At 72.3% G+C, this 21379-nt stretch carries 19 protein-coding genes and 1 riboswitch; of the genes, 15 read left to right on the forward strand and 4 right to left on the reverse strand.

Going from position 1 to position 21379, the window contains the following annotated elements:
- The first annotated feature begins 6 nt into the window (after nt 1-6).
- The 6 genes from ctaE (at nt 7) to ELQ39_RS23555 (ending at nt 7148) form a co-directional block, all read left to right on the forward strand.
- Nucleotides 7-618 carry an aa3-type cytochrome oxidase subunit III gene (gene ctaE, locus ELQ39_RS23530; RefSeq protein ID WP_031019600.1) on the forward strand — a complete coding sequence of 204 codons (612 nt, stop codon included), beginning with the start codon at nt 7-9 and terminating at the stop codon, nt 616-618.
- 80 nt (nt 619-698) lie between these two features.
- Nucleotides 699-1511: a cytochrome bc1 complex diheme cytochrome c subunit gene (gene qcrC, locus ELQ39_RS23535; RefSeq protein ID WP_190000244.1), complete on the forward strand. Its 813-nt coding sequence runs from the start codon at nt 699-701 to the stop codon at nt 1509-1511.
- Nucleotides 1508-2566 (forward strand): cytochrome bc1 complex Rieske iron-sulfur subunit, encoded by a 1059-nt coding sequence (qcrA, locus tag ELQ39_RS23540; RefSeq protein ID WP_190000242.1) that lies wholly within the window; start codon nt 1508-1510, stop codon nt 2564-2566. The genes qcrC and qcrA overlap by 4 nt, the downstream gene beginning before the upstream one ends.
- Nucleotides 2563-4200 (forward strand): cytochrome bc1 complex cytochrome b subunit, encoded by a 1638-nt coding sequence (gene qcrB, locus ELQ39_RS23545; RefSeq protein WP_190000240.1) that lies wholly within the window; start codon nt 2563-2565, stop codon nt 4198-4200. The genes qcrA and qcrB overlap by 4 nt, the downstream gene beginning before the upstream one ends.
- 151 nt (nt 4201-4351) lie before the next feature.
- The gene (gene trpD / locus ELQ39_RS23550) at nt 4352-5416 is read left to right on the forward strand and encodes an anthranilate phosphoribosyltransferase (protein ID WP_242593810.1); all 1065 of its coding nucleotides are present in this window, start codon (nt 4352-4354) and stop codon (nt 5414-5416) included.
- A 72-nt stretch (nt 5417-5488) separates the two neighbouring features.
- Nucleotides 5489-5605, forward strand: a riboswitch (SAM riboswitch).
- 172 nt (nt 5606-5777) lie between these two features.
- The gene (locus tag ELQ39_RS23555; protein ID WP_242593812.1) at nt 5778-7148 is read left to right on the forward strand and encodes an aminotransferase class V-fold PLP-dependent enzyme; all 1371 of its coding nucleotides are present in this window, start codon (nt 5778-5780) and stop codon (nt 7146-7148) included.
- A gap of 102 nt (nt 7149-7250) precedes the next feature.
- Here ELQ39_RS23555 and ELQ39_RS23560 read toward each other — a convergent pair whose 3' ends face one another.
- Together ELQ39_RS23560 and ELQ39_RS23565 are read right to left on the reverse strand one after the other, a co-directional pair.
- Complete coding sequence (locus tag ELQ39_RS23560) at nt 7251-7532, reverse strand: Lrp/AsnC family transcriptional regulator (protein WP_019522004.1); 282 nt, start codon at nt 7530-7532, stop codon at nt 7251-7253.
- Nucleotides 7529-8266, reverse strand: a complete 738-nt coding sequence (locus tag ELQ39_RS23565; RefSeq protein ID WP_242593814.1) for a rhomboid family intramembrane serine protease — start codon at nt 8264-8266, stop codon at nt 7529-7531. The genes ELQ39_RS23560 and ELQ39_RS23565 overlap by 4 nt, the downstream gene beginning before the upstream one ends.
- A 155-nt stretch (nt 8267-8421) precedes the next feature.
- Between ELQ39_RS23565 and ELQ39_RS23570 the strand changes: the two genes are divergently transcribed.
- From ELQ39_RS23570 to ELQ39_RS23590, 5 genes are all read left to right on the forward strand, one after another.
- Nucleotides 8422-8661, forward strand: a complete 240-nt coding sequence (locus ELQ39_RS23570) for a hypothetical protein (RefSeq protein WP_019522002.1) — start codon at nt 8422-8424, stop codon at nt 8659-8661.
- Nucleotides 8662-8764: 103 nt separating this feature from the next.
- The gene (locus ELQ39_RS23575; RefSeq protein WP_225641263.1) at nt 8765-10108 is read left to right on the forward strand and encodes an NYN domain-containing protein; all 1344 of its coding nucleotides are present in this window, start codon (nt 8765-8767) and stop codon (nt 10106-10108) included.
- Nucleotides 10109-10339: 231 nt separating this feature from the next.
- Nucleotides 10340-11380, forward strand: a complete 1041-nt coding sequence (locus tag ELQ39_RS23580; RefSeq protein WP_242593816.1) for a C40 family peptidase — start codon at nt 10340-10342, stop codon at nt 11378-11380.
- Nucleotides 11381-11592: 212 nt separating this feature from the next.
- Complete coding sequence (locus ELQ39_RS23585) at nt 11593-12606, forward strand: C40 family peptidase (protein WP_242593818.1); 1014 nt, start codon at nt 11593-11595, stop codon at nt 12604-12606.
- Between the two features lie 30 nt (nt 12607-12636).
- Complete coding sequence (locus ELQ39_RS23590) at nt 12637-13830, forward strand: hypothetical protein (protein WP_391672483.1); 1194 nt, start codon at nt 12637-12639, stop codon at nt 13828-13830.
- A gap of 70 nt (nt 13831-13900) precedes the next feature.
- Here ELQ39_RS23590 and ELQ39_RS23595 read toward each other — a convergent pair whose 3' ends face one another.
- Nucleotides 13901-15136 (reverse strand): glycosyltransferase 87 family protein, encoded by a 1236-nt coding sequence (locus ELQ39_RS23595; protein WP_242593822.1) that lies wholly within the window; start codon nt 15134-15136, stop codon nt 13901-13903.
- A gap of 121 nt (nt 15137-15257) precedes the next feature.
- On the opposite strand from ELQ39_RS23595, the gene ELQ39_RS23600 reads away from it, so the two are divergent.
- Complete coding sequence (locus ELQ39_RS23600) at nt 15258-16400, forward strand: glycosyltransferase family 4 protein (protein WP_242593824.1); 1143 nt, start codon at nt 15258-15260, stop codon at nt 16398-16400.
- 128 nt (nt 16401-16528) lie between these two features.
- Here ELQ39_RS23600 and ELQ39_RS23605 read toward each other — a convergent pair whose 3' ends face one another.
- Nucleotides 16529-18325, reverse strand: coding sequence for an AMP-dependent synthetase/ligase (locus ELQ39_RS23605; RefSeq protein ID WP_190000224.1), 1797 nt, complete (start codon nt 18323-18325; stop codon nt 16529-16531).
- Nucleotides 18326-18620: 295 nt separating this feature from the next.
- Here ELQ39_RS23605 and ELQ39_RS23610 point away from each other — a divergent pair, with 295 nt between their 5' ends.
- From ELQ39_RS23610 to ELQ39_RS23620, 3 genes are all read left to right on the forward strand, one after another.
- Complete coding sequence (locus ELQ39_RS23610) at nt 18621-19418, forward strand: metallophosphoesterase family protein (protein WP_190000222.1); 798 nt, start codon at nt 18621-18623, stop codon at nt 19416-19418.
- Between the two features lie 141 nt (nt 19419-19559).
- Entirely contained in the window at nt 19560-20003 is a 444-nt protein-coding gene (locus ELQ39_RS23615) for an SRPBCC family protein (protein WP_190000220.1), read from the forward strand.
- Between the two features lie 168 nt (nt 20004-20171).
- Nucleotides 20172-21323: an ArsA family ATPase gene (locus ELQ39_RS23620; protein WP_242593826.1), complete on the forward strand. Its 1152-nt coding sequence runs from the start codon at nt 20172-20174 to the stop codon at nt 21321-21323.
- Nucleotides 21324-21379 lie beyond the last annotated feature (56 nt).

The following is a 21379-nucleotide window of genomic DNA, read 5'->3' on the forward strand; positions in this document are numbered from 1 at the left end:
GTCGGCGTGGCGACAGCAACGACAGTAGACACCGGGCACGCGCACCCGTCGGTCAACCGACCGAACCTCACCAGCGTCGGAACCATCATCTGGCTGAGTTCCGAGCTGATGTTCTTCGCGGCCCTCTTCGCGATGTACTTCACCCTGCGATCGGTGACCGGACCCGACTTCTGGTCGGAGAAGGCCGACCTGCTGAACTTCCCGTTCTCGGCGACGAACACCACGATCCTGGTGCTCTCCTCGCTCACCTGCCAGCTCGGCGTCTTCGCCGCCGAGCGCGGTGACGTGAAGAAGCTCCGGATGTGGTTCATCGTCACCTTCATCATGGGCGCGGTGTTCATCGGCGGCCAGGTCTTCGAGTACACCGAGCTGGTCAAGCACGAGGGCCTGTCCCTCTCCTCCGACCCGTACGGCTCGGCGTTCTACCTGACCACCGGCTTCCACGGCCTGCACGTGACGGGCGGCCTGATCGCCTTCCTGCTGGTCCTGGGCCGGACCTACGCGGCCCGGAGGTTCACCCACGAGCAGGCCACCGCGGCCATCGTCGTGTCCTACTACTGGCACTTCGTCGATGTCGTCTGGATCGGCCTCTTCGCCACGATCTACATGATCAAGTAGGCGGGCCTCATCCGCGCGCGCTGACCACAGCGCACCCAACAGAAGCATCGACGCAGAAGATCCTGACACCGGGGTAATCCGTGAAAAAGCTCTCCGCACGACGACGCCATCCGCTGGCGGCGCTCGTCGTCCTACTCCTCGCGCTGGCATGCACCGGGGGGCTGTACGCCGTGTTCGCACCCGCGGACAAGGCGCAGGCCGACGAAACCGCCCAGTCCCTCACCATCGAGGAGGGCAAGAAGCTTTACACCGTCGGCTGCGCGAGCTGCCACGGCACCGGCGGTCAGGGCACGTCCGACGGCCCGAGCCTGGTGGGCGTGGGCGCTGCGGCGGTCGACTTCCAGGTGAGCACCGGCCGTATGCCGGCCGCCACCTCGCAGGCTGCGCAGATCCCGCGCAAGAAGAACATCTACTCCCAGGCCGAGATCGACCAGCTGGCGGCGTACATCGCCTCCCTGGGCGCCGGCCCGGCCGTCCCGACCGAGGAGCAGTACGGCCCCGAGGGCGCCGACGCGGCCAAGGGCGGCGAGCTGTTCCGCAACAACTGCGCGCAGTGCCACAACTTCACCGGCAAGGGCGGCGCGCTCACGCACGGCAAGTACGCCCCGGACCTGGAGGGCGTCACGCCGAAGCACATCTACGAGGCCATGCTCACCGGCCCGCAGAACATGCCCTCCTTCCCCGACAGCACCCTGTCGGAGCAGAACAAGAAGGACGTCATCGCGTACCTGAACGCGGTCAACGGCGAGGAGACCGAGAGCTACGGCGGCCTGGCGCTGGGCGGTATCGGCCCCGTCGCCGAAGGCCTGTTCGCGTGGATCTTCGGACTGGGCGCGCTGATCGCGGTCGCCGTGTGGGTCGCCGCTCGGACCGCAAAGGCCAAGAAGTCATGAGTAGCCAAGACATTCCCGAAGAGAACCTGCCCGCAGCGCAGGACACCAGCCACGGAGCGGTGAAGCTCGCGGACGAGCAGAACCCGTTCGCCGACCCGGGCCTCCCGCCCCACGAGCCGCGGGTGCAGGACATCGACGAGCGGGCCGCCAAGCGGTCCGAGCGCACGGTCGCCCTGCTGTTCACGGTGTCGATGCTGGCCACCGTCGGCTTCATCGCCTCGTACGTGACCATCCCGGTCGACAAGGCGGTCTACATCTGGCCGCTCGGCCACATCAGCGCGCTGAACTTCGCGCTGGGCATGACGCTCGGCCTCGCCCTGTTCTGCATCGGCGCCGGCGCGGTCCACTGGGCCCGCACGCTGATGTCGGACCACGAGCTGGCCGACGAGCGTCACCCGATCGAGGCCGCCCCCGAGGTCCGCGCGAAGGTCATGGACGACTTCCGCCAGGGCGCCAAGGAGTCGGTGATCGGCCGCCGGAAGCTGATCCGCAACACCATGTTCGGCGCGCTCGCCCTGGTCCCGCTCTCCGGTGTGGTCCTGCTGCGCGACCTCGGGCCGCTGCCCGGGACGAAGCTGCGCCACACCCTGTGGTCCAAGGGCAAGCTGCTCGTCAACATGAACACCAACGAGCCGCTGCGTCCGTCGGACCTGATCGTGGGTTCGCTGACCTTCGCCAAGCCCGAGGGCCTGGAGGAGCACGACCACGGTTTCCAGAACGAGATCGCCAAGGCCGCCCTGATGCTGGTCCGCATCCAGCCGGACGACATCAAGGACAAGCGCGCGCTCGAGTGGTCGCACGAGGGCATCCTGGCCTACTCGAAGATCTGCACCCACGTCGGTTGCCCGATCTCCCTGTACGAGCAGCAGACGCACCACGCCCTGTGCCCCTGCCACCAGTCCACCTTCGACCTCGCCGACGGTGCCAAGGTGATCTTCGGTCCCGCCGGTCACCCGCTGCCTCAGCTGCGCATCGGCGTGAACGACGAGGGTTACCTCGAAGCGCTCGGCGACTTCGAAGAGCCCGTCGGCCCTGCTTTCTGGGAGCGCGGATGAGTACTACGACCAGCACCGATTCCCGCGCCCGCGGGAAGGCACCGGCCGGCGAGCGGGTCGCCGACTGGGCCGACGGCCGGCTGGGGATCTACTCCCTGGCCAAGGCCAACATGCGCAAGATCTTCCCCGACCACTGGTCGTTCATGCTGGGTGAGATCTGCCTGTACAGCTTCATCATCATCATCCTCACGGGTGTGTACCTGACCCTGTTCTTCCACCCGTCGATGAACGAGGTGGAGTACCACGGCAGCTACGTCCCGCTGCAGGGCCAGCTGATGAGTGAGGCGTACAAGTCGACGCTGGACATCAGCTTCGACGTCCGTGGCGGTCTGCTCATCCGGCAGATCCACCACTGGGCCGCGCTGATCTTCGTGGCCGGCATGTTCGTGCACATGATGCGCGTGTTCTTCACCGGCGCGTTCCGCAAGCCGCGTGAGATCAACTGGCTGTTCGGCTTCCTGCTGCTCGTCCTCGGCATGTTCACCGGTTTCACCGGCTACTCGCTCCCGGACGACCTGCTCTCCGGCACCGGTATCCGCTTCATGGAGGGCGCGATCCTGTCCGTGCCGATCGTCGGCACGTACCTGTCGTTCTTCCTCTTCGGCGGCGAGTTCCCCGGCGACGACTTCGTGGCCCGGTTCTTCTCGATCCACGTCCTGCTGCTGCCGGGCATCATGCTCGGCCTCGTGGTGGCGCACCTGATCCTGGTCTTCTACCACAAGCACACGCAGTTCCCGGGCCCCGGCAAGACCAACAAGAACGTGGTCGGCATGCCGCTGCTGCCGGTGTACATGGCCAAGGCCGGAGGCTTCTTCTTCCTGGTCTTCGGTGTGATCGCGGCCGTCGCCGCGATCGCCACGGTCAACCCGATCTGGGCCATCGGCCCCTACCGGCCCGACATGGTCTCCACCGGCGCCCAGCCGGACTGGTACATGGGCTTCTCCGAGGGCCTGGTCCGTGTCATGCCGGGCTGGGAGATCAACTTCTGGGGTCACACGCTCGTCCTGGGCGTGTTCATCCCGCTGATGATCTTCCCGCTGGTCCTGGTGGCCATCGCGGTGTACCCGTTCATCGAGTCCTGGGTCACCGGCGACAAGCGCGAGCACCACATCCTGGACCGCCCGCGCAACGCCCCGACGCGCACCGCGTTCGGTGTCGCCTGGATGACGCTGTACTTCGTGCTCCTCATCGGCGGCGGCAACGACATCTGGGCCACGCACTTCCACCTGTCGATCAACGCCATCACCTGGTTCGTCCGGATCGCGTTCTTCGTCGCCCCGGTCGTGGCGTTCGTCGTCACCAAGCGGATCTGCCTCGGCCTGCAGCGCCGGGACAAGGAGAAGGTGCTGCACGGCCGCGAGTCGGGCATCATCAAGCGCCTGCCGCACGGTGAGTTCATCGAGGTCCACGAGCCGCTCAGCCAGGAGCAGCTGTACACCCTCACCGCGCACGAGCAGCCCAAGCCGCTCGAGCTCGGTCCGGAGGTCGACGAGAACGGCGTCCGGCGCAAGGTGAAGGCCAGCGAGAAGCTGCGCGCGAAGCTCAGCAAGGGCTTCTACGGCGAGGAGTCGCAGATTCCGAAGCCGACCGTCGAGGAGTACAAGGAGATCACGAGCGGCCACGGCCACCACTGATCCCCGGAGCTTCTCCACACGTCGCCACACGACAGCGAAGGGCCCCCGTCCGTTCTGCGGACGGGGGCCCTTCGCCGTGCTCGCGGCTGGATAGGGTGGGTGCGGGACCCGTCCGGTCCCCGAGGACCCGCTACGACCGTCAGGAGCGACCATGAGCGCTGTGACCCCCGCTGGAGGCGACACCGCGGCGGGCCGCTCCTGGCCCGCCCTGCTGAACACCCTCCTGGACGGCCGGGACCTGACCGCCGACGAGGCCGCCTGGGCGATGGACCTGATCATGCGCGGCGAGGCGACCGACGCGCAGATCGCCGGGTTCGCGGTGTCCCTGCGGGCCAAGGGCGAGACCGTCGACGAGATCACCGGCTGCGTGCGGGCGCTCTACGACCACGCCAACGTCATTGAGGTGCCCGGCGCCACCGTCGACATCGTCGGCACCGGCGGCGACGGCGCCAGGACGGTGAACATCTCCACCATGTCCTCGATCGTGGTCGCCGGCACCGGTGCGAAGGTCGTCAAGCACGGCAACCGCGCCGCGTCCTCCGCCTCCGGCGCCTCCGACGTGCTGGAGAAGCTGGGCGTCAACCTCGACCTGACCCCGCGCCGGGTCGCCGAGGTCGCCGAGGAGGCCGGCATCACCTTCTGCTTCGCGGTGAGGTTCCACCCGGCGCTGCGCCATGTGGCCGCCGCCCGCGGCCAGCTCGGCGTCCGCACCGTGTTCAACTTCCTCGGCCCGCTCGCCAATCCGGCGAAGGTCCGGGCGCAGGCCGTCGGCGTCGCCGACGCACGGATGGCGCCCATCATGGCCGGGGTGTTCGCCGGGCGCGGCAACTCCACCCTGGTGTTCCGGGGCGACGACGGCCTCGACGAGCTGACCACCACCGGCACCTCCAAGGTGTGGGTGGTCCGCGACGGCAAGGTCACCGAGGAGACCTTCGACCCGCGCGACGTCGGCATCGAGCTGGTCCCGGTGGAGGCGCTGCGCGGCGCCGACGCCTCCTACAACGCCGAGGTCGCCCGCCGGCTGCTGGACGGCGAGCGGGGCCCCGTACGGGACGCGGTGCTGCTGAACTCCGCGGCGGCGCTGGTGGCCCTGGAGCCCGGCGCCGGCACGCTCACCGAGCAGCTCCGCGCCGGGATGGAGCAGGCCGCCGAGTCCATCGACTCCGGCGCCGCCAGGCGCGTCCTCGAACGCTGGGTCGCCGTCACCAACGCGTAGGCGCCGTACGGCCGTCCCGCCATCCGGATACGGGTTGCGGGGCGGCCGTCGCCTCGGTTACGTTCCCTCTCAGGTCATGAGTGACAGCCATCAGGCCCCGGCCGGCTGTCCGGCAACCCTCCGTCCGTGGCGGGGTGCCCCGGGTGAGGACCAGGCCGTGAGCAGCAGGGCTCACGGCAAGCGCGGACCCCTCGCACACCAGGGGTCCTGGTCGTCGAGGAGTCTTCTGTGAGCAAGCGAATGCGCTAGGGCGTCGAGCCCCGCCTCCGCATCCCCTTCCACTCTTCACCTCCGCGCCGGAGCGCCGCCGTCGTGCCGTCCGCCCGCGCGAGGATCCGCCCTGCCCTCCGGGAGTCCCGTCATGCCTGCCGCCGCCGCCACCGTCGCCGCCGAGCCGTCCGTCCGCGCCCCGCTGCCCGTCCTCGGCCGGGACGTCGCCGTCCCCCTCGTCACCGGCGGCGAGGTCACCTACGCCGCCCTCGACTACGCCGCCAGCGCCCCCGCCCTGCAGCGGGTCTGGGACGACGTGGCCGCCTACGCCCCGTACTACGGCAGCGTCCACCGCGGCGCGGGCTATCTCTCCCAGCTCTCCACCGACCTGTTCGAGAACGCCCGCCGTACCGTCGCCGAGTTCCTGGACTGCCGCGCCGACGATCACCTGGTGTTCACGCGCTCCACCACCGACTCCCTCAACCTGCTCGCCGCCGCCCTGCCCGACGGCTGCGAGGTGTTCGTCTTCGAGACCGAGCACCACGCCGCGCTGCTGCCCTGGCAGCGGGCGGGCCGGGTGACCGTCCTCGACGCCCCCGACAGCCCCGCGCAGGCCGTCGCGACCCTGGAGCGCGCCCTCGCCGACCGCGACCCCTACGGGCCGGCGCTGGTCTGCGTCACCGGCGCCTCCAACGTCACCGGCGAACTGTGGCCGGTCCGCGAACTCGCCGCCGCCGCGCACGCGCACGGCGCCCGGATCGTGCTGGACGCCGCCCAGCTCGCCCCGCACCGCGCGGTCGGCGTGCGCGACCTCGACGTCGACTGGGTCGCCTTCTCCGGGCACAAGCTGTACGCCCCCTTCGGTTCCGGAGTGCTGGCCGGCCGCGCCGACTGGCTGCGCGAGGCCGAGCCCTACCTCGCCGGCGGCGGCGCCAGCCGCACGGTCGCCCGGCGCGCGGACGGGGGAGTGGACGTGCGGTGGCACGAGACCGCCGCCCGCCACGAAGCCGGCTCGCCCAACGTCATCGGCGCCTACGCCATCGCCTCCGCCTGCAAGGCGCTCACCGAAGCCGGGTTCGACGCGCTGGCCGCGCGGGAGGACGCCCTGGTGCGCGCGGTGCGGGAGGGGCTGGCGGACGTGCCGGAGGTACGGTTCCTGTCCCTGTTCGGCGACGACGCGCCGCGCGTGGGGGTGCTGTCCTTCGTGGTCGACGGCTGGAACAGCTCCCACTTCGCGGCGGCGCTGTCCGCGGAGTACGGCATCGGCGTACGGGACGGTCTGTTCTGCGCGCACCCGCTGGTGCGGAGGCTGCTGGGCGGCGACACGGGCGGCGCGGGGGAGTGCGGGGCGCCGGAGGCGGGGGCGCTCAACGCGATCCGGGTCAGCTTCGGGGCCGGGACGCCGGAGGAGCACGTCGCACGGTTCGTGCGGGCGGTGCGGGAGCTCGTGCGGGACGGGGCGCGGTGGAAGTACCGGACGGTGGACGGCCGGTGCGTGCCCGACACCTCGGGACGCGCCTGACCCTTCTCCGGCCCTGGCGGGCCCCCTCCGCGAACGCCGGACGGGATGGGACCGGCCCTTCCGGCGTTCGAGGGGCGGGGTCCGGGGCGGGGCCCCGGAAGGTCAGTTGTCCAGCCCGATGGCGAACGCCGCCTCCAGGTCGTGCTGGGAGTACGTCCGGAACGCCACATGCGTGTCCGTGCCCTCCACACCCGGGATCTTGCTGATCCTGCCGGGGATGACCTCGGCCAGATCCTCGTGCTCCCGCACCCGCACCATGGCGATCAGGTCGTACGTGCCGGTGACGGAGAAGACCTCGCTGACGCTGTCCAGCGCGGCGATCTGTTCCGCGATCTCGGGGATCCGGTCCACGCTGGTCTTGATGAGGACGATCGCGGTGATCACGGCTGGTTCTCTCCCTCGGGGGCCGGAGCAGGGGCGGACTTCACTGTAGTCGCCCCGCCGCGCCACACCCACGCGCAGCCGAACCCCAGCGCGAAGCCCATCAGGTGCGCCAGATAGGCCACCCCGGGCCCGCCCTCCGGCGTGCGCCCGGCCGCCGCCCACTGCAGGGCCGCCCAGAACGGCAGCACCGCCCACGCGGGCAGCCGTACCGGCAGGAAGAAGGCGAACGGCAGGAGACTGGTGACCCGCCCGCGGGGGAACTGGAAGAGGAACGCCCCGAGCAGCGCCGAGATCGCCCCCGAGGCCCCGACCAGGGACCGCTCGGAGCCGGCGTTGACGGCCGCGTACCCCAGCAGGGCGAGGTAGCCGCAGCCGGCGTAGCAGACGGCGAACCGCACCCGGCCCATCCGTGCCTCGGTCATCGGCCCGAACACGTGGAGGAACAGCATGTTGCCCAGCAGATGCACCCAGCTGCCGTGCACGAAGAGCGCCGTGACGGGGGTGAGGACGGCCGCGGGGGACCCGTCGAACAGGTCTGCGGGGATCACTCCCCAGCGGCGGAAGTAGTCCCGCTGGGCGGCGAGCAACTCCTCACCGGAGCCGTGCGCCGGGTGCAGCCCCGAGGCCGGCCCGATCAGGAAGACCAGGCAGCACAGCACGATCAGGGTGCGGGTGACCGGGGCGGGCGTGGTCCTCAGCGCCCCGGCGGCCGCAGCGGTCCAGTTGCGGATCATGGGTACAGAGCATGACGTAACCGGACGCAACCGTGCGGATCGCCTCGCCGCCGTGGACGGGCGGGCGGCGCGGGCCCGGCAGGCCGTAGGGTTACGAGCCACACGCACCGGCCGCCCGGTGCGTCAAGGACACTGGAGAAAGGCGAACAGCCACGATGACGGTTCCCCTGCCGACCGACTCGACGCGGTGGCGCTGCACCCTGTGCGGCAACCTCACCCGCTTCGACGTCACCCGCTCGTCGAAGGTCGTCGAGTACGTGCACCTCGATCTGGCCGGAGAGCCCAAGGTCGAGGAGCGTGAGGTGCTCGATGAGACGATCGAGTCGGTGCGGTGCCGCTGGTGCAACGCCGTGGACCAGGTGGAACTCGTGGACAGGCCGGGCGCCGGTTCCTGAGACAAGGGGGCCCCTCCCGCTCGGGCGACGTCGGGAGTGGGGGAAGGCCCCGCTGACGGCGACCCCGCGGACGGGGCCGCACACGGGCATTGGGGTGTGACGGATGGTGGAGACCACAGGCGGGGGGCCGCAGGACGGCGCCGCCGAGGTGCTCGACCGTCCGCTGCCCGACGGGGTGCGCCGCAAGGTCGTCCAGATCGTCGCGGACGGCTTCGGCGGTCTCACCGTCGCCGAGCTCCCCGCGCAACTGCGGCAGTACGCCCGGTTCACCCCGAACCGCCGCGCCAAGTTCGCCGGCAACGCGATGGCGGCGGCGCTGGAGACGGATCCGCTGTTCCGGCAGCGGATCGGCGAGAAGCTCAGAGAGACCGAGCCGGAACTGACCGGCGCCCTCGACTCCGGCTCCCCGCCTCCGGCCGCGGACCCGCTCGACGTGGCGGCCGCGGCCTACGTGCTCCGCCCGCCGGGCTGGGTCAAGCTGGTCACCGCCGCCGGTGAGGAGGCGCAGCGCGCCGACGCCGAGCGCGCCGACGAGGAGACCCGCGCCGAGCTGGAGCGGCTGCGCGCCGAACTGGACCGTGCCCGTGAGCACACCCGCGCCGAGACCGAGCGGCTGCGCGCCGATCTGGACGCGGCGAAGAAGGAGACCGACTCCCTGCACCGCAAGCTGCGGTCCGCCCTCGCCGACGTCAAGCGCGGCGAGGCCGCCCTGCGCAAGCTGCGCGGCGAGATGGAGGCGGTGCGCGCCGAGGGCCAGGCCCAGGTGTCCGCCGCCGAGAGCGAGACCCGGCGCCTCAAGGCCCGGCTCGGCGAGACCGAGGCCGCCCTGGAGGCCGCCCGCCGCGCCGCCCGCGAGGGCCGCAGCGTCGAGGACATGCGCGTACGGCTGCTGCTCGACACCGTGCTGGACGCCGCCCAGGGGCTCCGGCGCGAACTGGCGCTGCCTCCCGTGTCCGTGCGGCCCGCGGAGACCGTGGACGCCCTGGAGCCGGGCCGGATGACCCCCAAGGACATCGCCGCCCGCGCGCTGTCCGAGGACGACCCGGCCGTCCTCGACCAGCTCCTCGCCCTGCCGCAGGCGCATCTGGTCGTCGACGGCTACAACGTCACCAAGACCGGCTATCCGCAGATGCCGCTGGAGAAGCAGCGGCTGCGGCTGCTCGGCCAGCTGGCCCAGCTCGCCGCCCAGACCGGCGCCGAGGTCACCTGTGTCTTCGACGGCGCCGAACTGGCCGCGCCGGTGCTGCTGGCGCCGCCGCGCGGGGTGCGGGTGCTGTTCTCCAAGCCGGGCGTCACCGCCGACGAGCTCATCCGCCAGCTCGTGCGCGCCGAGCCGCCGGGGCGGCCGGTCATCGTCGCCTCCACCGACCGCGAGGTCGCCGACGGGGTCGCACGCGCCGGCGCGCGCCCCGTCGCATCCGCCGTGCTCCTCAAAAGGCTTTCCTAGTATCTGATGCGCATCCGTCCCTCGTGCAACGTACAGGGGTAATGCCTGAATTGACGGAACCGTCACGCAACGTAGCGTCAAGACAGCGTCACTGCAGGTGAGTTGTCACGTAATAAACGCGCTGTAGCGGAGATTTTGTGCCCGGGGATTTGAACTGATCACAAGAGAATCACTAGGGTCTGCCTTCGAACCCTCGCTCGCGCGATCACTCTCGAGAAGGAGCTCGTCTCCGTGGCGTCCCACCGTCGTCCCAAGCAGCCGAGCCGCGCACGCGTGACTGTGCTCACCACCGCCGCCGCTGCTGCCGTCGTCATGAGCTCGCAGGCCGCCAACGCGGCCCCCGGCGAGAAGCCGAGCAAGGACGAGGTCAAGGCCAAGGTCGACAAGCTCTACGAGCAGGCGGAGCAGGCCACCGAGAAGTACAACGGGGCCAAGGAGAAGCAGGAGAAGCTCCAGAAGGAGATCTCCACCATCCAGGACAACGTCGCCAAGGGCCAGCAGGAGCTCAACGACCTGCGCGACGGCCTCGGTTCGATGGCCAGCGCCCAGTACCGCAGCGGCGGCATCGACCCCTCCGTCCAGCTCTTCCTCTCCGCCGACCCGGACGACTACCTCGACAAGGCGTCCACCCTGGACCAGTTGAGCGCCCAGCAGGTCGACTCGCTGAAGAAGATCCAGGAGAAGCAGCGCGAACTGGCCCAGCAGCGCGCCGAGGCCGCCGAGAAGCTGAAGGACCTGTCCTCCACCCGGGCGGAACTCGGCAAGAAGAAGAAGGAAGTCCAGGGGAAGCTCGCCTCCGCGCAGAAGCTGCTCAACAGCCTCACCGCCGCGGAGAAGGCGCAGCTCGCCGAGGAGCAGAACCGCGCCACCCGCGCCAGCGAGCGCGACGCCCTCTCGGTCAACGTCCCGGCCGGCTCCGGCCGCGCCGCCGCCGCCTTCGCCGCCGCGCAGAGCAAGCTCGGCACCCCGTACGTCTACGGCGCCACCGGCCCGTCCTCCTTCGACTGCTCGGGCCTGACCTCCTGGGCGTACGCGCAGGCCGGCGTCGGCATCCCGCGCACCTCCGAGGCCCAGACCGGCGCCGGCACCAAGATCTACTCGGTGGACCAGCTCAAGGTCGGCGACCTGGTCTTCTTCTTCAACGACCTGCACCACGTGGGTCTTTACGCGGGCAACGGCCAGATCATCCACGCCCCCCGCACCGGAACCGTCGTGCGCTACGAGTCGATGAACACCATCGGCGGCCCCTTCATGTTCGGCGTCCGCGTCTGACCCGACCGGCGTCCGCCCGACCGGACACCGCCCCGGGTGCCCCCGTTCGGGGGATTCCCGACGGCCCCGCACCCCCTCCACGCCCCGCCGCGACCCAGGTCAACGGCGGGGCGTCACCGTGCGTGCCGCCCTGGCCGTGGCTCCGCGGGCCGCCCCGACGGCTACTGTCTGCCGCGTTTCCCTGTCCGCCAGCGGAAGGAGCGCGACTTCCCGTGGGGTCCCATCGCCGTACCGCACCGTCCTCAGGGTCCGAGCGGAGCACCGCCCTCGCCCTGGGCCTGCTCTCCGCGGCCGCCACCGCCCTCGGCGCGGTACCCGCCACGGCCGCGCCCCAGGAGGACACCCGGGCCGAGGTCGACCGCCTCTACCGTGAGGCCGAGAAGGCCACCGAGGCCTACAACGCGGCCGACGAGCGCGCCGACGCCCTGCGCCGGGACATCGCCGACGCCCAGGACGGCATCGCCCGCAAGCAGCAGCGGGTCAACACCATGCGGGAGGCGCTGGGTTCGCTCGCCGGCTCCCAGTACCGCTCCGGCGGCCTCGACCCCACCCTCTCCCTGCTGCTCTCCGAGGACCCGGAGGACTACCTCCGGAAGGCCTCCGTCCTCGACCGGCTCGGCGTCCACCAGACCGCCGAACTGAGGAAGCTCCGCGGCACCCTGCGCTCCCTGTCCCAGGACCGCGCCGAGGCGTCGGAACGCCTCGGCGCCCTCGAACGCAGCCGCGAGGCCGCCGCCACCCACAAACGCACCGTGGAGCGCAAGCTCGCCGAGGCCCGCCGACTGCTGGGCTCCCTCCCGGCCGGCGAGCGCGCCGCCTGGGACCGCGCCTCCCGCTCCGGCCGCACCGACCTGCTCGGCCCCGCCGGCGCCCCGGCCTCCGGGCGCGCGGCCGCCGCCGTCGCCGCCGCCCGCTCCGCCCTCGGCAGGCCCTACGTGTGGGGCGCCAACGGCCCCTCCGGCTTCGACTGCTCCGGGCTCACCCAGTGGGCGTACGCGCAGGCCGGGGTCGCGCTGCCGCGCACCTCGCAGGCCCAGCGTGACGCCGGCCGGCAGGTCCCGCTGTCCGAGGCCCGCCCCGGCGACCTGGTCCTCTACCGCTCCGACGCCTCCCACGTGGCGATGTACATGGGCAACGGCCAGGTGATCCACGCCCCCTACCCCGGCGCGCCCGTGCGCTACGACCCGGTCGGCATGATGCCGGTCTCCTCGGTCACCAGGGTCTGACCTCCGCGGGCCCGCGCCCGTACCCTCGGAATGGTGGCCGGTCGAACGCGGGTGTCCCAGGCGGCGGTGGCGGCGTTGTGCCTGCTGCTCGCCGCCCTCGTGGGATGCGGCGGCGGCCCCGCCGTGGACGCCGCCCGCGCGGAGGTGCAGGCGCTGCTCGACCGGCGCGCCGAGGCCGTCCTCGACCGTGACGCCGCCGCCTTCGCCCGCACCGGAACCCGCGACGGCTTCGACAACCTGCGCGCGGTGCCCCTCGCCGACTGGTCGTACCGCGTCACCGCCCTGGACCGTACCGGCGACCGGGCCACCGCCGCCGCCGACCTGAGCTACCGCGTCGACGGCCACGACCGCTCCCCGGTCGTCACCGCCCGCACCCTGAGCCTCAGCCGGGACCGCGACGGCCAATGGTCGGTGGAGTCCGACCGCCCCGCCGAGAAGTCCGGCCAGCAGCTCTGGGACCAGGGCAGGGCGCAGGCCGTACGCGGCGAGCGCAGCCTGGTGCTGGGCGTCGGGCAGTCCGAGGAGACGCTGCGCGACTACGCCGACCTCGCCGACCGCGCCGTGCCCGCCGTCTCCGACGCCTGGGGCTCTCGGTGGGCCCGCAGCGTCGTGGTCCTCGTCCCGGAGACCCTGGAGGGCATGGCCGGCCTCCTGGGCTCGCCCCCGTCCTCCTACCGGGGCATCGCGGCCGTCACCACCGGCGCGACCGGAGGCGGGCCTACGGCGCCCGCGGACCGGGTGATCGTCAACCCGGACGCCTTCGGGCTGCTCGGCGATTCCGGACGGCAGGTCGTCCTCACGCACGAGACCGCGCACGTCGCCACCCGCGCCCACACCTCCGCCGCGACGCCGTTGTGGCTGTCCGAGGGGTACGCCGACTGGGTCGGCTACCGCGGCGCGGGCCGCACCCCCGCCGAGGCCGCGCCGGAACTCGCGCACGCCGTCGGGCGGGGCGAGGTGCCGGACGCGCTGCCCGAGGACGAGGAGTTCGGCTTCACCGGCGACGCGGACGGGCTGGCGCGTGCGTACGAGGGGAGCTGGCTGGCGTGCCGGATGATCGCGGAGCGGTGGGGGGAGGAGCGGCTGGGGGCGTTCTATCGCGCCGTGGGCGCGCACCGGGAGCGGGAGGGGGCTGTCGAGGACGCGATGAGCCGCGTCCTCGGCGTCACGCCGGAGGAGTTCACCCTCCAGTGGCGGGACTTCGTGCGGGGTGCGCTGCGGTGACGTGGGGTTTCGTCGGCGGGTGCGGGCCGTCCTCAGCCGGTCGCGCGGTTCCCCGCGCCCCTTCGGGGCGCTAGGACGACACCGGTGTGCGTTCCGGCCGGGAGGGGCCCGGAGCTGTCGGGATCTCGCGGCGGCCCGGCACCGTCGCGCACCACAGGGCGCGTGCCGCCAGGAGCGACGCCGCCACCAGGAGGCCGTTGCGGATCGTCAGCAGGGTGATGCCCAGCGCGTCGCTCGCCACCACGTGGCCGAACCACACGGGGAACTCGAGCACCGTGACCGGGCACGCGGCCAGCACCAGGGCCGCGGGGCGGCCCATGCGGCTCTCCCGGAAGCACAGGCAGACCGCCGCCGTCCCCACCAGCCACACCATGTACTGAGGGCTGATCACCCGGCTGGTGACCGTGAACAGCAGGACCGCCGTGAACGCCGCGTCCGCCCCGGTGTGCGGCGCGAACCGGGTCGCCAGCAGCCGCCACAGCACCAGCCAGGCCAGCGCGGCCCCGGTCAGGAACAGCGCCCCGGTGGACACCCAGCTCACGTACGGGCCGAGGAACTCCACCGAGCCGTAGTTCAGCAGCACCTCGCCGTCCCAGCCGTGGTGCCGCGCCACGTGGAACACCAGCGACCCCAGCGACTCCACCTCCGTGCCCCGGTCCCGCTGGAAGCCCAGGAACGCGAACGCGCCCGGCATCAGCACCGCGAACAGCCCGGCCACCACCACGCCCGTCACCGCCGCCGACGCCCACGCGGCCCGCCTGCGCACCGCGAGCAGCAGCAGCGCCGGCCACACCTTCAGCAGCGCCCCGAACGCCATCAGCGCGCCCGCCGCGCGGGGGTGCCGGCCGGCCGCCAGCAGCGCGGCCACCGCGACCGCGGTCACCATCACGTCGTAGCGGGCGTACACCGTCGGACCGAGCAGCGGCACGCCCGCCACCCACAGCCACGCCCCGCGCCGTGAGCGGCCCGTGCCGCGCGCCCCGCGCAGCAGCAGCGCCAGCGCCGCGGCGTCGGCCGCCAGCGCCAGTACGAAGAAGGCCGTGGCGTACTCCAGGAACGGCAGCACGGCGGGGGAGAGGACCGCCAGGGCCGCGGCGGGCGGGTACTGCCAGGTCACGTCGTCCTGGGGAAACGTTCCGGTGACGAGGACGTCGTACCAGCCCCGGTAGATCACCGACACGTCGCTGGTGACGTCCGGGCCCGGGAAGACCACCACCTTCAGCACGCACAGCAGCAGCGCCGCGCGCGTCGCGCCCCAGATCCCCAGCAGCCCTGCCAGAGACCCCCGTGCGGCCCTCGGTTCCACGTGATTCCTGCCCGTCCGGTGTGCGGTCGATGAGGGGCCATGATGTCCCGGAAGCCGGTGCCCATGCCACCGAGCAGCGCCGTGGCGGACGCGCGACAGCCGTTCGGTAGGGTCGGCGGCGATGCACAAGACCCTGATCGTCACCAACGACTTCCCGCCCCGTCCCGGCGGCATCCAGGCCTTCCTGCACAACATGGCGCTGCGCCTGGACCCGGAGCGCGTCGTCGTCTACGCCTCCACCTGGAAGCGCAACCGGGAGGGCCTCGAGGCGACCGCGGCCTTCGACGCCGAGCAGCCCTTCACCGTCGTCCGCGACCGCACGACGATGCTGCTGCCCACCCCTGCCGCCACCCGGCGGGCCGTGGGCCTGCTGCGCGAGCACGGCTGCACCTCGGTGTGGTTCGGGGCGGCGGCGCCCCTCGGCCTGATGGCGCCCGCGCTGCGACGGGCGGGTGCCGAGCGGATCGTGGCCACCACCCACGGCCACGAGGCCGGCTGGGCCCAGCTGCCCGCCGCACGGCAGCTGCTGCGCCGCATCGGGGAGTCCACGGACACGATCACCTACCTGGGCGAGTACACCCGCTCCCGGATCGCCCGCGCCCTCACCCCGCAGGCCGCCGCCCGCATGGTGCAACTGCCGCCCGGGGTCGACGAGAAGACCTTCCACCCCGGCTCGGGCGGGGACGAGGTGCGCGCGCGGCTCGGGCTGACCGACCGCCCGGTGGTCGTGTGCGTCTCGCGTCTCGTGCCGCGCAAGGGCCAGGACACGCTGATCCGGGCGATGCCCGCGATCCTCGCCGCCGAGCCGGACGCCGTCCTGCTGATCGTCGGCGGCGGCCCCTACGAGAAGGACCTGCGCCGCCTCGCCGCCGACACCGGCGTCGCCGCCTCCGTCCGTTTCACCGGCTCCGTCCCCTGGTCCGAACTGCCCGCCCACTACGGCGCCGGCGACGTCTTCGCGATGCCCTGCCGGACCCGGCGCGGCGGCCTGGACGTGGAGGGCCTCGGCATCGTCTACCTGGAGGCGTCCGCGACGGGCCTCCCCGTCGTCGCCGGAGACTCGGGCGGCGCCCCGGACGCAGTCCTCGACGGCGAGACGGGCTGGGTCGTCCCCGGCACGTCCCCGGCCGACACGGCCGACCGCGTCACCACGCTCCTCGCCGACCCCGAGCTCCGCGCGAGCATGGGCCGCCGCGGCCGGGAATGGGTCGAGGAGAAATGGCGCTGGGACCTTCTCGCCGACGAGTTGAAGACCCTGCTGTAACGCGAAAGCCGCCCTCGAAAAGGGCGGCTTTTCGCTTCAGGGGCGTGGGGACTGCGCGACCGGCCCCCACGAACCGGCATCCGCCGACGGCGGGCGCAAGCACCCCGGTCGGCGCTGCTGCACGCACATCACTTGGCGTAGATCGCCTCGATCTCGTGCGCGTAGTCCTTGGCCACCACATTCCGCTTCAGCTTCAGCGAAGGCGTGAGGTGCCCCGACTCCTCCGTGAACTGCGCCGGAAGAATACGGAACTTCCGCACCGACTCCGCCTTGGACACCGCCGCGTTCCCGTCGTCCACCGCCGCCTGGATCGCCGCCAGCAGATCCGGGTCCTCGCACAACGACGCCGCCGTCGACCCCTCCGGCTTGCCGTGCTCGGCGCACCAGCGGCCCAGGAACTCCTCGTCGATGGTGACGAGCGCGCCCACGAACGGCCGCCCGTCGCCGACCACCATGCACTCCGCGACCAGCGCGTGCGCCCGGATGCGGTCCTCGATGACCGCCGGGGCGACGTTCTTGCCGCCGGCCGTCACCAGGATCTCCTTCTTCCGGCCGGTGATCCGCAGGTAGCCGTCCTCGTCCAGAGTGCCGATGTCCCCGGTGTGGAACCAGCCGTCGGCCAGCGCCTCGGCGGTCGCGCCGGGGTTGTTCCAGTACTCCTTGAACAGGTGCTCGCCGTGCAGCAGCACCTCGCCGTCGTCCGCTATGCGCACCACCGAGCCGGGCAGCGGCTGGCCGACCGTGCCGATCTTCTGGCGGTCCCACGGGTTGAAGGCGGTGGCCGCGCAGGACTCGGTCAGGCCGTAGCCCTCCAGCACGCTGAAGCCGATGCCGCGGAAGAAGTGGCCGAGGCGCTCGCCGAGCGGGGCGCCGCCGGAGATGGCGTACTCGCCGCGTCCGCCCAGCACCGCGCGGAGCTTGCCGTAGACCAGCTTGTCGAAGACCTTGTGCTTGACCTTCAGGCCGAAGGACGGACCCGACGGGGAGTCCAGCGCCTGGCTCCAGGCGATCGCGGCGTCCGCCGCCTTGTCGAAGATCTTGCCCTTGCCGTCCGCCTGCGCCTTGGCGCGCGCCGAGTTGTAGACCTTCTCGAAGACCCGCGGCACACCGAGGATCAGCGTCGGGCGGAACGCGGCCAGCTCGTCGGTGAGGTTCTTGATGTCGGGGACGCAGCCGAGCTTGATCGGCGCCATCATCGGCGCGATCTGCACCAGCCGGCCGAAGACGTGGGCGAGCGGCAGGAACAGCAGCACCGAGCACTCGCCGGTGCGGAACAGCGGACGCAGCCGCTCCACGATGTTGCCGCACTCGGCGAAGAAGCTGCGGTGGGTGAGCACGCAGCCCTTGGGGCGGCCGGTGGTGCCGGAGGTGTAGACGATGGTTGCCGGGTCGTCGGCCTTGGCGGCCGAGGAACGCTCCTCGACCGTGTCGTCGCCGACGTCCGCGCCGAGGCGGCCCAGCTCGTCCAGGCCGCCGCCCTCGATCTGCCAGACGTTCTTCAGCGCGGGCAGCCGGTCGCGCACGGACTCGACGGTCGCCGTGTGGGAGTCGAGCTCCACCAGGCAGGCGGTGGCGCCGGAGTCGCCGAGGATCCACGCGACCTGCTCCGCCGAGCTGGTCTCGTACACCGGCACGGTGATCGCGCCGGCGCTCCAGATCGCGAAGTCGAGCAGCGTCCACTCGTAACGGGTGCGGGACATCAGTCCGACCCGGTCGCCGGGCCGCACGCCCGCCGCGATCAGGCCCTTGGCGGCGGCCCGCACCTCCGCGAGGAAGGTGGTGGCCGTCACGTCCTGCCACGTCCCACCGACCTTGCGGGCCATGACGGCGACATCAGGATGCTGCGCGGCGTTTCTGCGGACGATGTCGGTCAGATTGCCGTCCGCGGGGACCTCGTACAGGGCCGGAAGGCTGAACTCGCGCAAGACTGCTGCTCCTCTTAGGGCGCCGGCGCCACGACGTTGTGCGATGCGACGGTGCGGTCCAAGGCTCGGGCGGGTGCTCGCGAATTCACTGGTTGAAATCCCGAGCACGACTGGACTGCCCGGACGTTACCCGCCGGTATGGCTGTCACGACAGGGGGCCCTGCCAGATGTTCGCTGCGTCACACAGGTTGGTGTTTCATTGCGCACAGTAGTCCACAGCCGAACCAGCGAGCCAGTAACCGCAGGTAGGGCTGCCGTTGTTCACGTACGCCGCACACGATTAGGCTTGATCGCCATGGCATCCTCACCCGGCGGCGGCCCGCGCACCCGCGTCCACGTGGTCAGCGACGTACACGGCAACGCGGCCGGCCTCGCCCGCGCCAAGGAGGGCGCCGACGCCCTGGTCTGCCTCGGTGACCTGGTGCTGTTCCTCGACTACGCCGACCACTCGCGCGGCATCTTCCCCGACCTGTTCGGCACGGAGAACGCCCACCGCATCGTGGAGCTGCGCACCGCCCGCCGCTTCGAGGAGGCGCGCGACTTCCAGCGCGGGCTGTGGGCGGGCATCGGCGTCGACCGCGCGACGGCGATCGAGACGGCGGTGCGCAAACAGTACGCGGAGCTGTTCGCCGCCTTCCCCACTCCTACGTACGCCACCTACGGCAACGTCGACGTGCCGCCCCTGTGGCGGGAGTACGCCGGGCCCGGCACCACCGTGCTCGACGGGCAGCGGGTGGAGATCGGCGGCTGGACGTTCGGCTTCGTCGGCGGCGGCCTGCGCACCCCGATGCGCACGCCGTACGAGATCGACGACGAGGAGTACGCCGCGAAGATCGAAGCGGTCGGCGAGGTCGACGTGTTGTGCACGCACATCCCGCCGGAGGTCCCGGAGCTGGTCTACGACACCGTCGCCCGCCGCTTCGAGCGCGGCAGCACGGCGCTGCTGGAGGCGATACGCCGGACCCGGCCCCGCTACTCGCTGTTCGGACACGTCCACCAGCCGCTGGTGCGGCGGATGAGGATCGGCGCCACCGAATGCGTCAACGTGGGGCACTTCGCGTCCACCGGCCGGCCCTGGGCGCTGGAGTTCTGAGACGCCCCCGGACGCCGACGCCCAGGTCGGGTGATCTCGGTACACGCGGTGCGCGGTAGCCTTCCGCTGCACGCGCGTGCGCTGTCCGGCCCACGCACGGCGAGGACGACCTACCGGCCCGCATCTGGAGGAGCCACGGCGATGGCGGAACACACCAGCTCGAGCATCACCATCGAGGCGGCACCGGCCGACGTGATGGGGGTGATCGCCGACTTCGCCCGCTATCCCGAGTGGACGGGAGAGGTGAAGGAGGCGGAGGTCCTCAAGACCGACGCCGAGGGCCGCGCCGAGCAGGTGCGCCTGGTCATGGACGCCGGCGCGATCAAGGACGACCAGACCCTGGCGTACACCTGGAGCGGCCCGCACGAGGTCTCCTGGACCCTGGTGAAGTCCCAGATGCTCCGCTCCCTCGACGGCACCTACGTCCTCACCCCCGCCGGCGCGGACACCACCGAGGTCACCTACCGCCTGACCGTCGACGTCAAGATCCCGATGCTCGGCATGATCAAGCGCAAGGCGGAGAAGGTCATCATCGACCGCGCGCTGGCGGGCCTGAAGAAGCGCGTGGAGTCCGGCGCGAAGTAGGACGCCCGGTGTCCGGGAGCGGGGTCCGGGGCGGAGCCCCCGGGACGGCCGGCGCCGTTCCGTTGCCGTGCGGTCCGCCGGCACGAGCGGTGCCCCGCGCCGCAGGAGGGGCCGGGTACGCCGACGCTCGCGTCCCGGGCGCACGGGCGGCCGGTAGCGTGCGGTTCCATGCGTACCCTCCTGATCACCGGCCCCGGCGGCAGCGGCCGTACCACGATCGCCGCTGCCACCGCGTTCGCCGCCGCCCGTGAGGGCTCCCGCACCCTGCTGGTCGGGACCGACCCGGCGGACACCCTGGGCGCGGTGCTCGGGGACGCGGACGCGCCCGGGCTCACCGTGCGGCGGGTCGACCCCGACGCGGGGTTCCGGGCCGACCTCGCCGCGCTGCAGGAGCGCGCGGGCGGTGCCCTCGACCTGCTCGGCGCCTCCCGTCTGGTGCCCGAGGAGACCGGTCCCCTTCCCGGCGCCGAGGAACTCGCCGTGCTGCGCGCCCTGCGGGACGCCGCCGCCTCCGAGGACGCCTACGACCTCCTCGTCGTCGATCTGCCCGCCATCCCCCGCGCGCTCGCCCTGCTCGCCCTGCCCGAGGAGCTCCGGCGCGTCCTGCGCCGCCTGCTGCCGCCCGAGCGGCAGGCCGCCCGCGCGCTGCGCCCGGTGCTCGGGCGGCTCGCGGGCGTCCCCATGCCCGCGGAGTGGATCTACGAGACGGCCGCCCGCCTCGACCTGCAGCTCGCTGCCGTCGAGGCCCTCCTCGCCGATCGCGGCACCGCCCTGCGCCTGGTCGCCGAACCGGGACCCGCCGGCGCCGACGCCCTGCGCACCGCCGCCCTCGGCGCCGCCCTGCGCGGGCTGCGCCTGGACGCGGTCGTCGCCAACCGTGTCCTGCCGGAGAGCGAGGCGGCCGGCTGGCTCGCCGGGCCCGTCGCCCAGCAGCGCAAGGCGCTCGACGCATGGCGTGAGGAGCACACCGTGCATGCCGTCGCCCACCTCGGCCACGACCCGCGCGGCGCCGACGACCTCGCCGTCCTCGCGACCCCCGCCGCCCCCGCCCTCACCGACCCGGTCCGCTGGCCGGTCGCCGACCGGACCGCCGAGGACGGCGTCCTGGTCTGGCACCTCCCCCTGCCCGGCGCCCGCCGCGACACCCTCGACCTCGTCCGCCGCGGCGACGAACTGACCGTCACTGCCGGGCCGTTCCGCCGCGTCGTCCCGCTGCCCTCCGCGCTGCGCCGCTGCACCGTCGACGGCGCCGCCCTGCGCGAGGGCGAGCTGCGCATCCGCTTCCGGCCCGATCCGGAGCTCTGGCCGCGCACCCGGTGAAGCCAGGACGGCCGTTCGGGTACCGTCGAGGGGGCCACCCGCAGTCAAGGAGTCCG

Origin of the sequence: Streptomyces sp. GB4-14 (assembly GCF_022696125.1) — a bacterium.
Lineage (GTDB): Bacteria > Actinomycetota > Actinomycetes > Streptomycetales > Streptomycetaceae > Streptomyces > Streptomyces werraensis.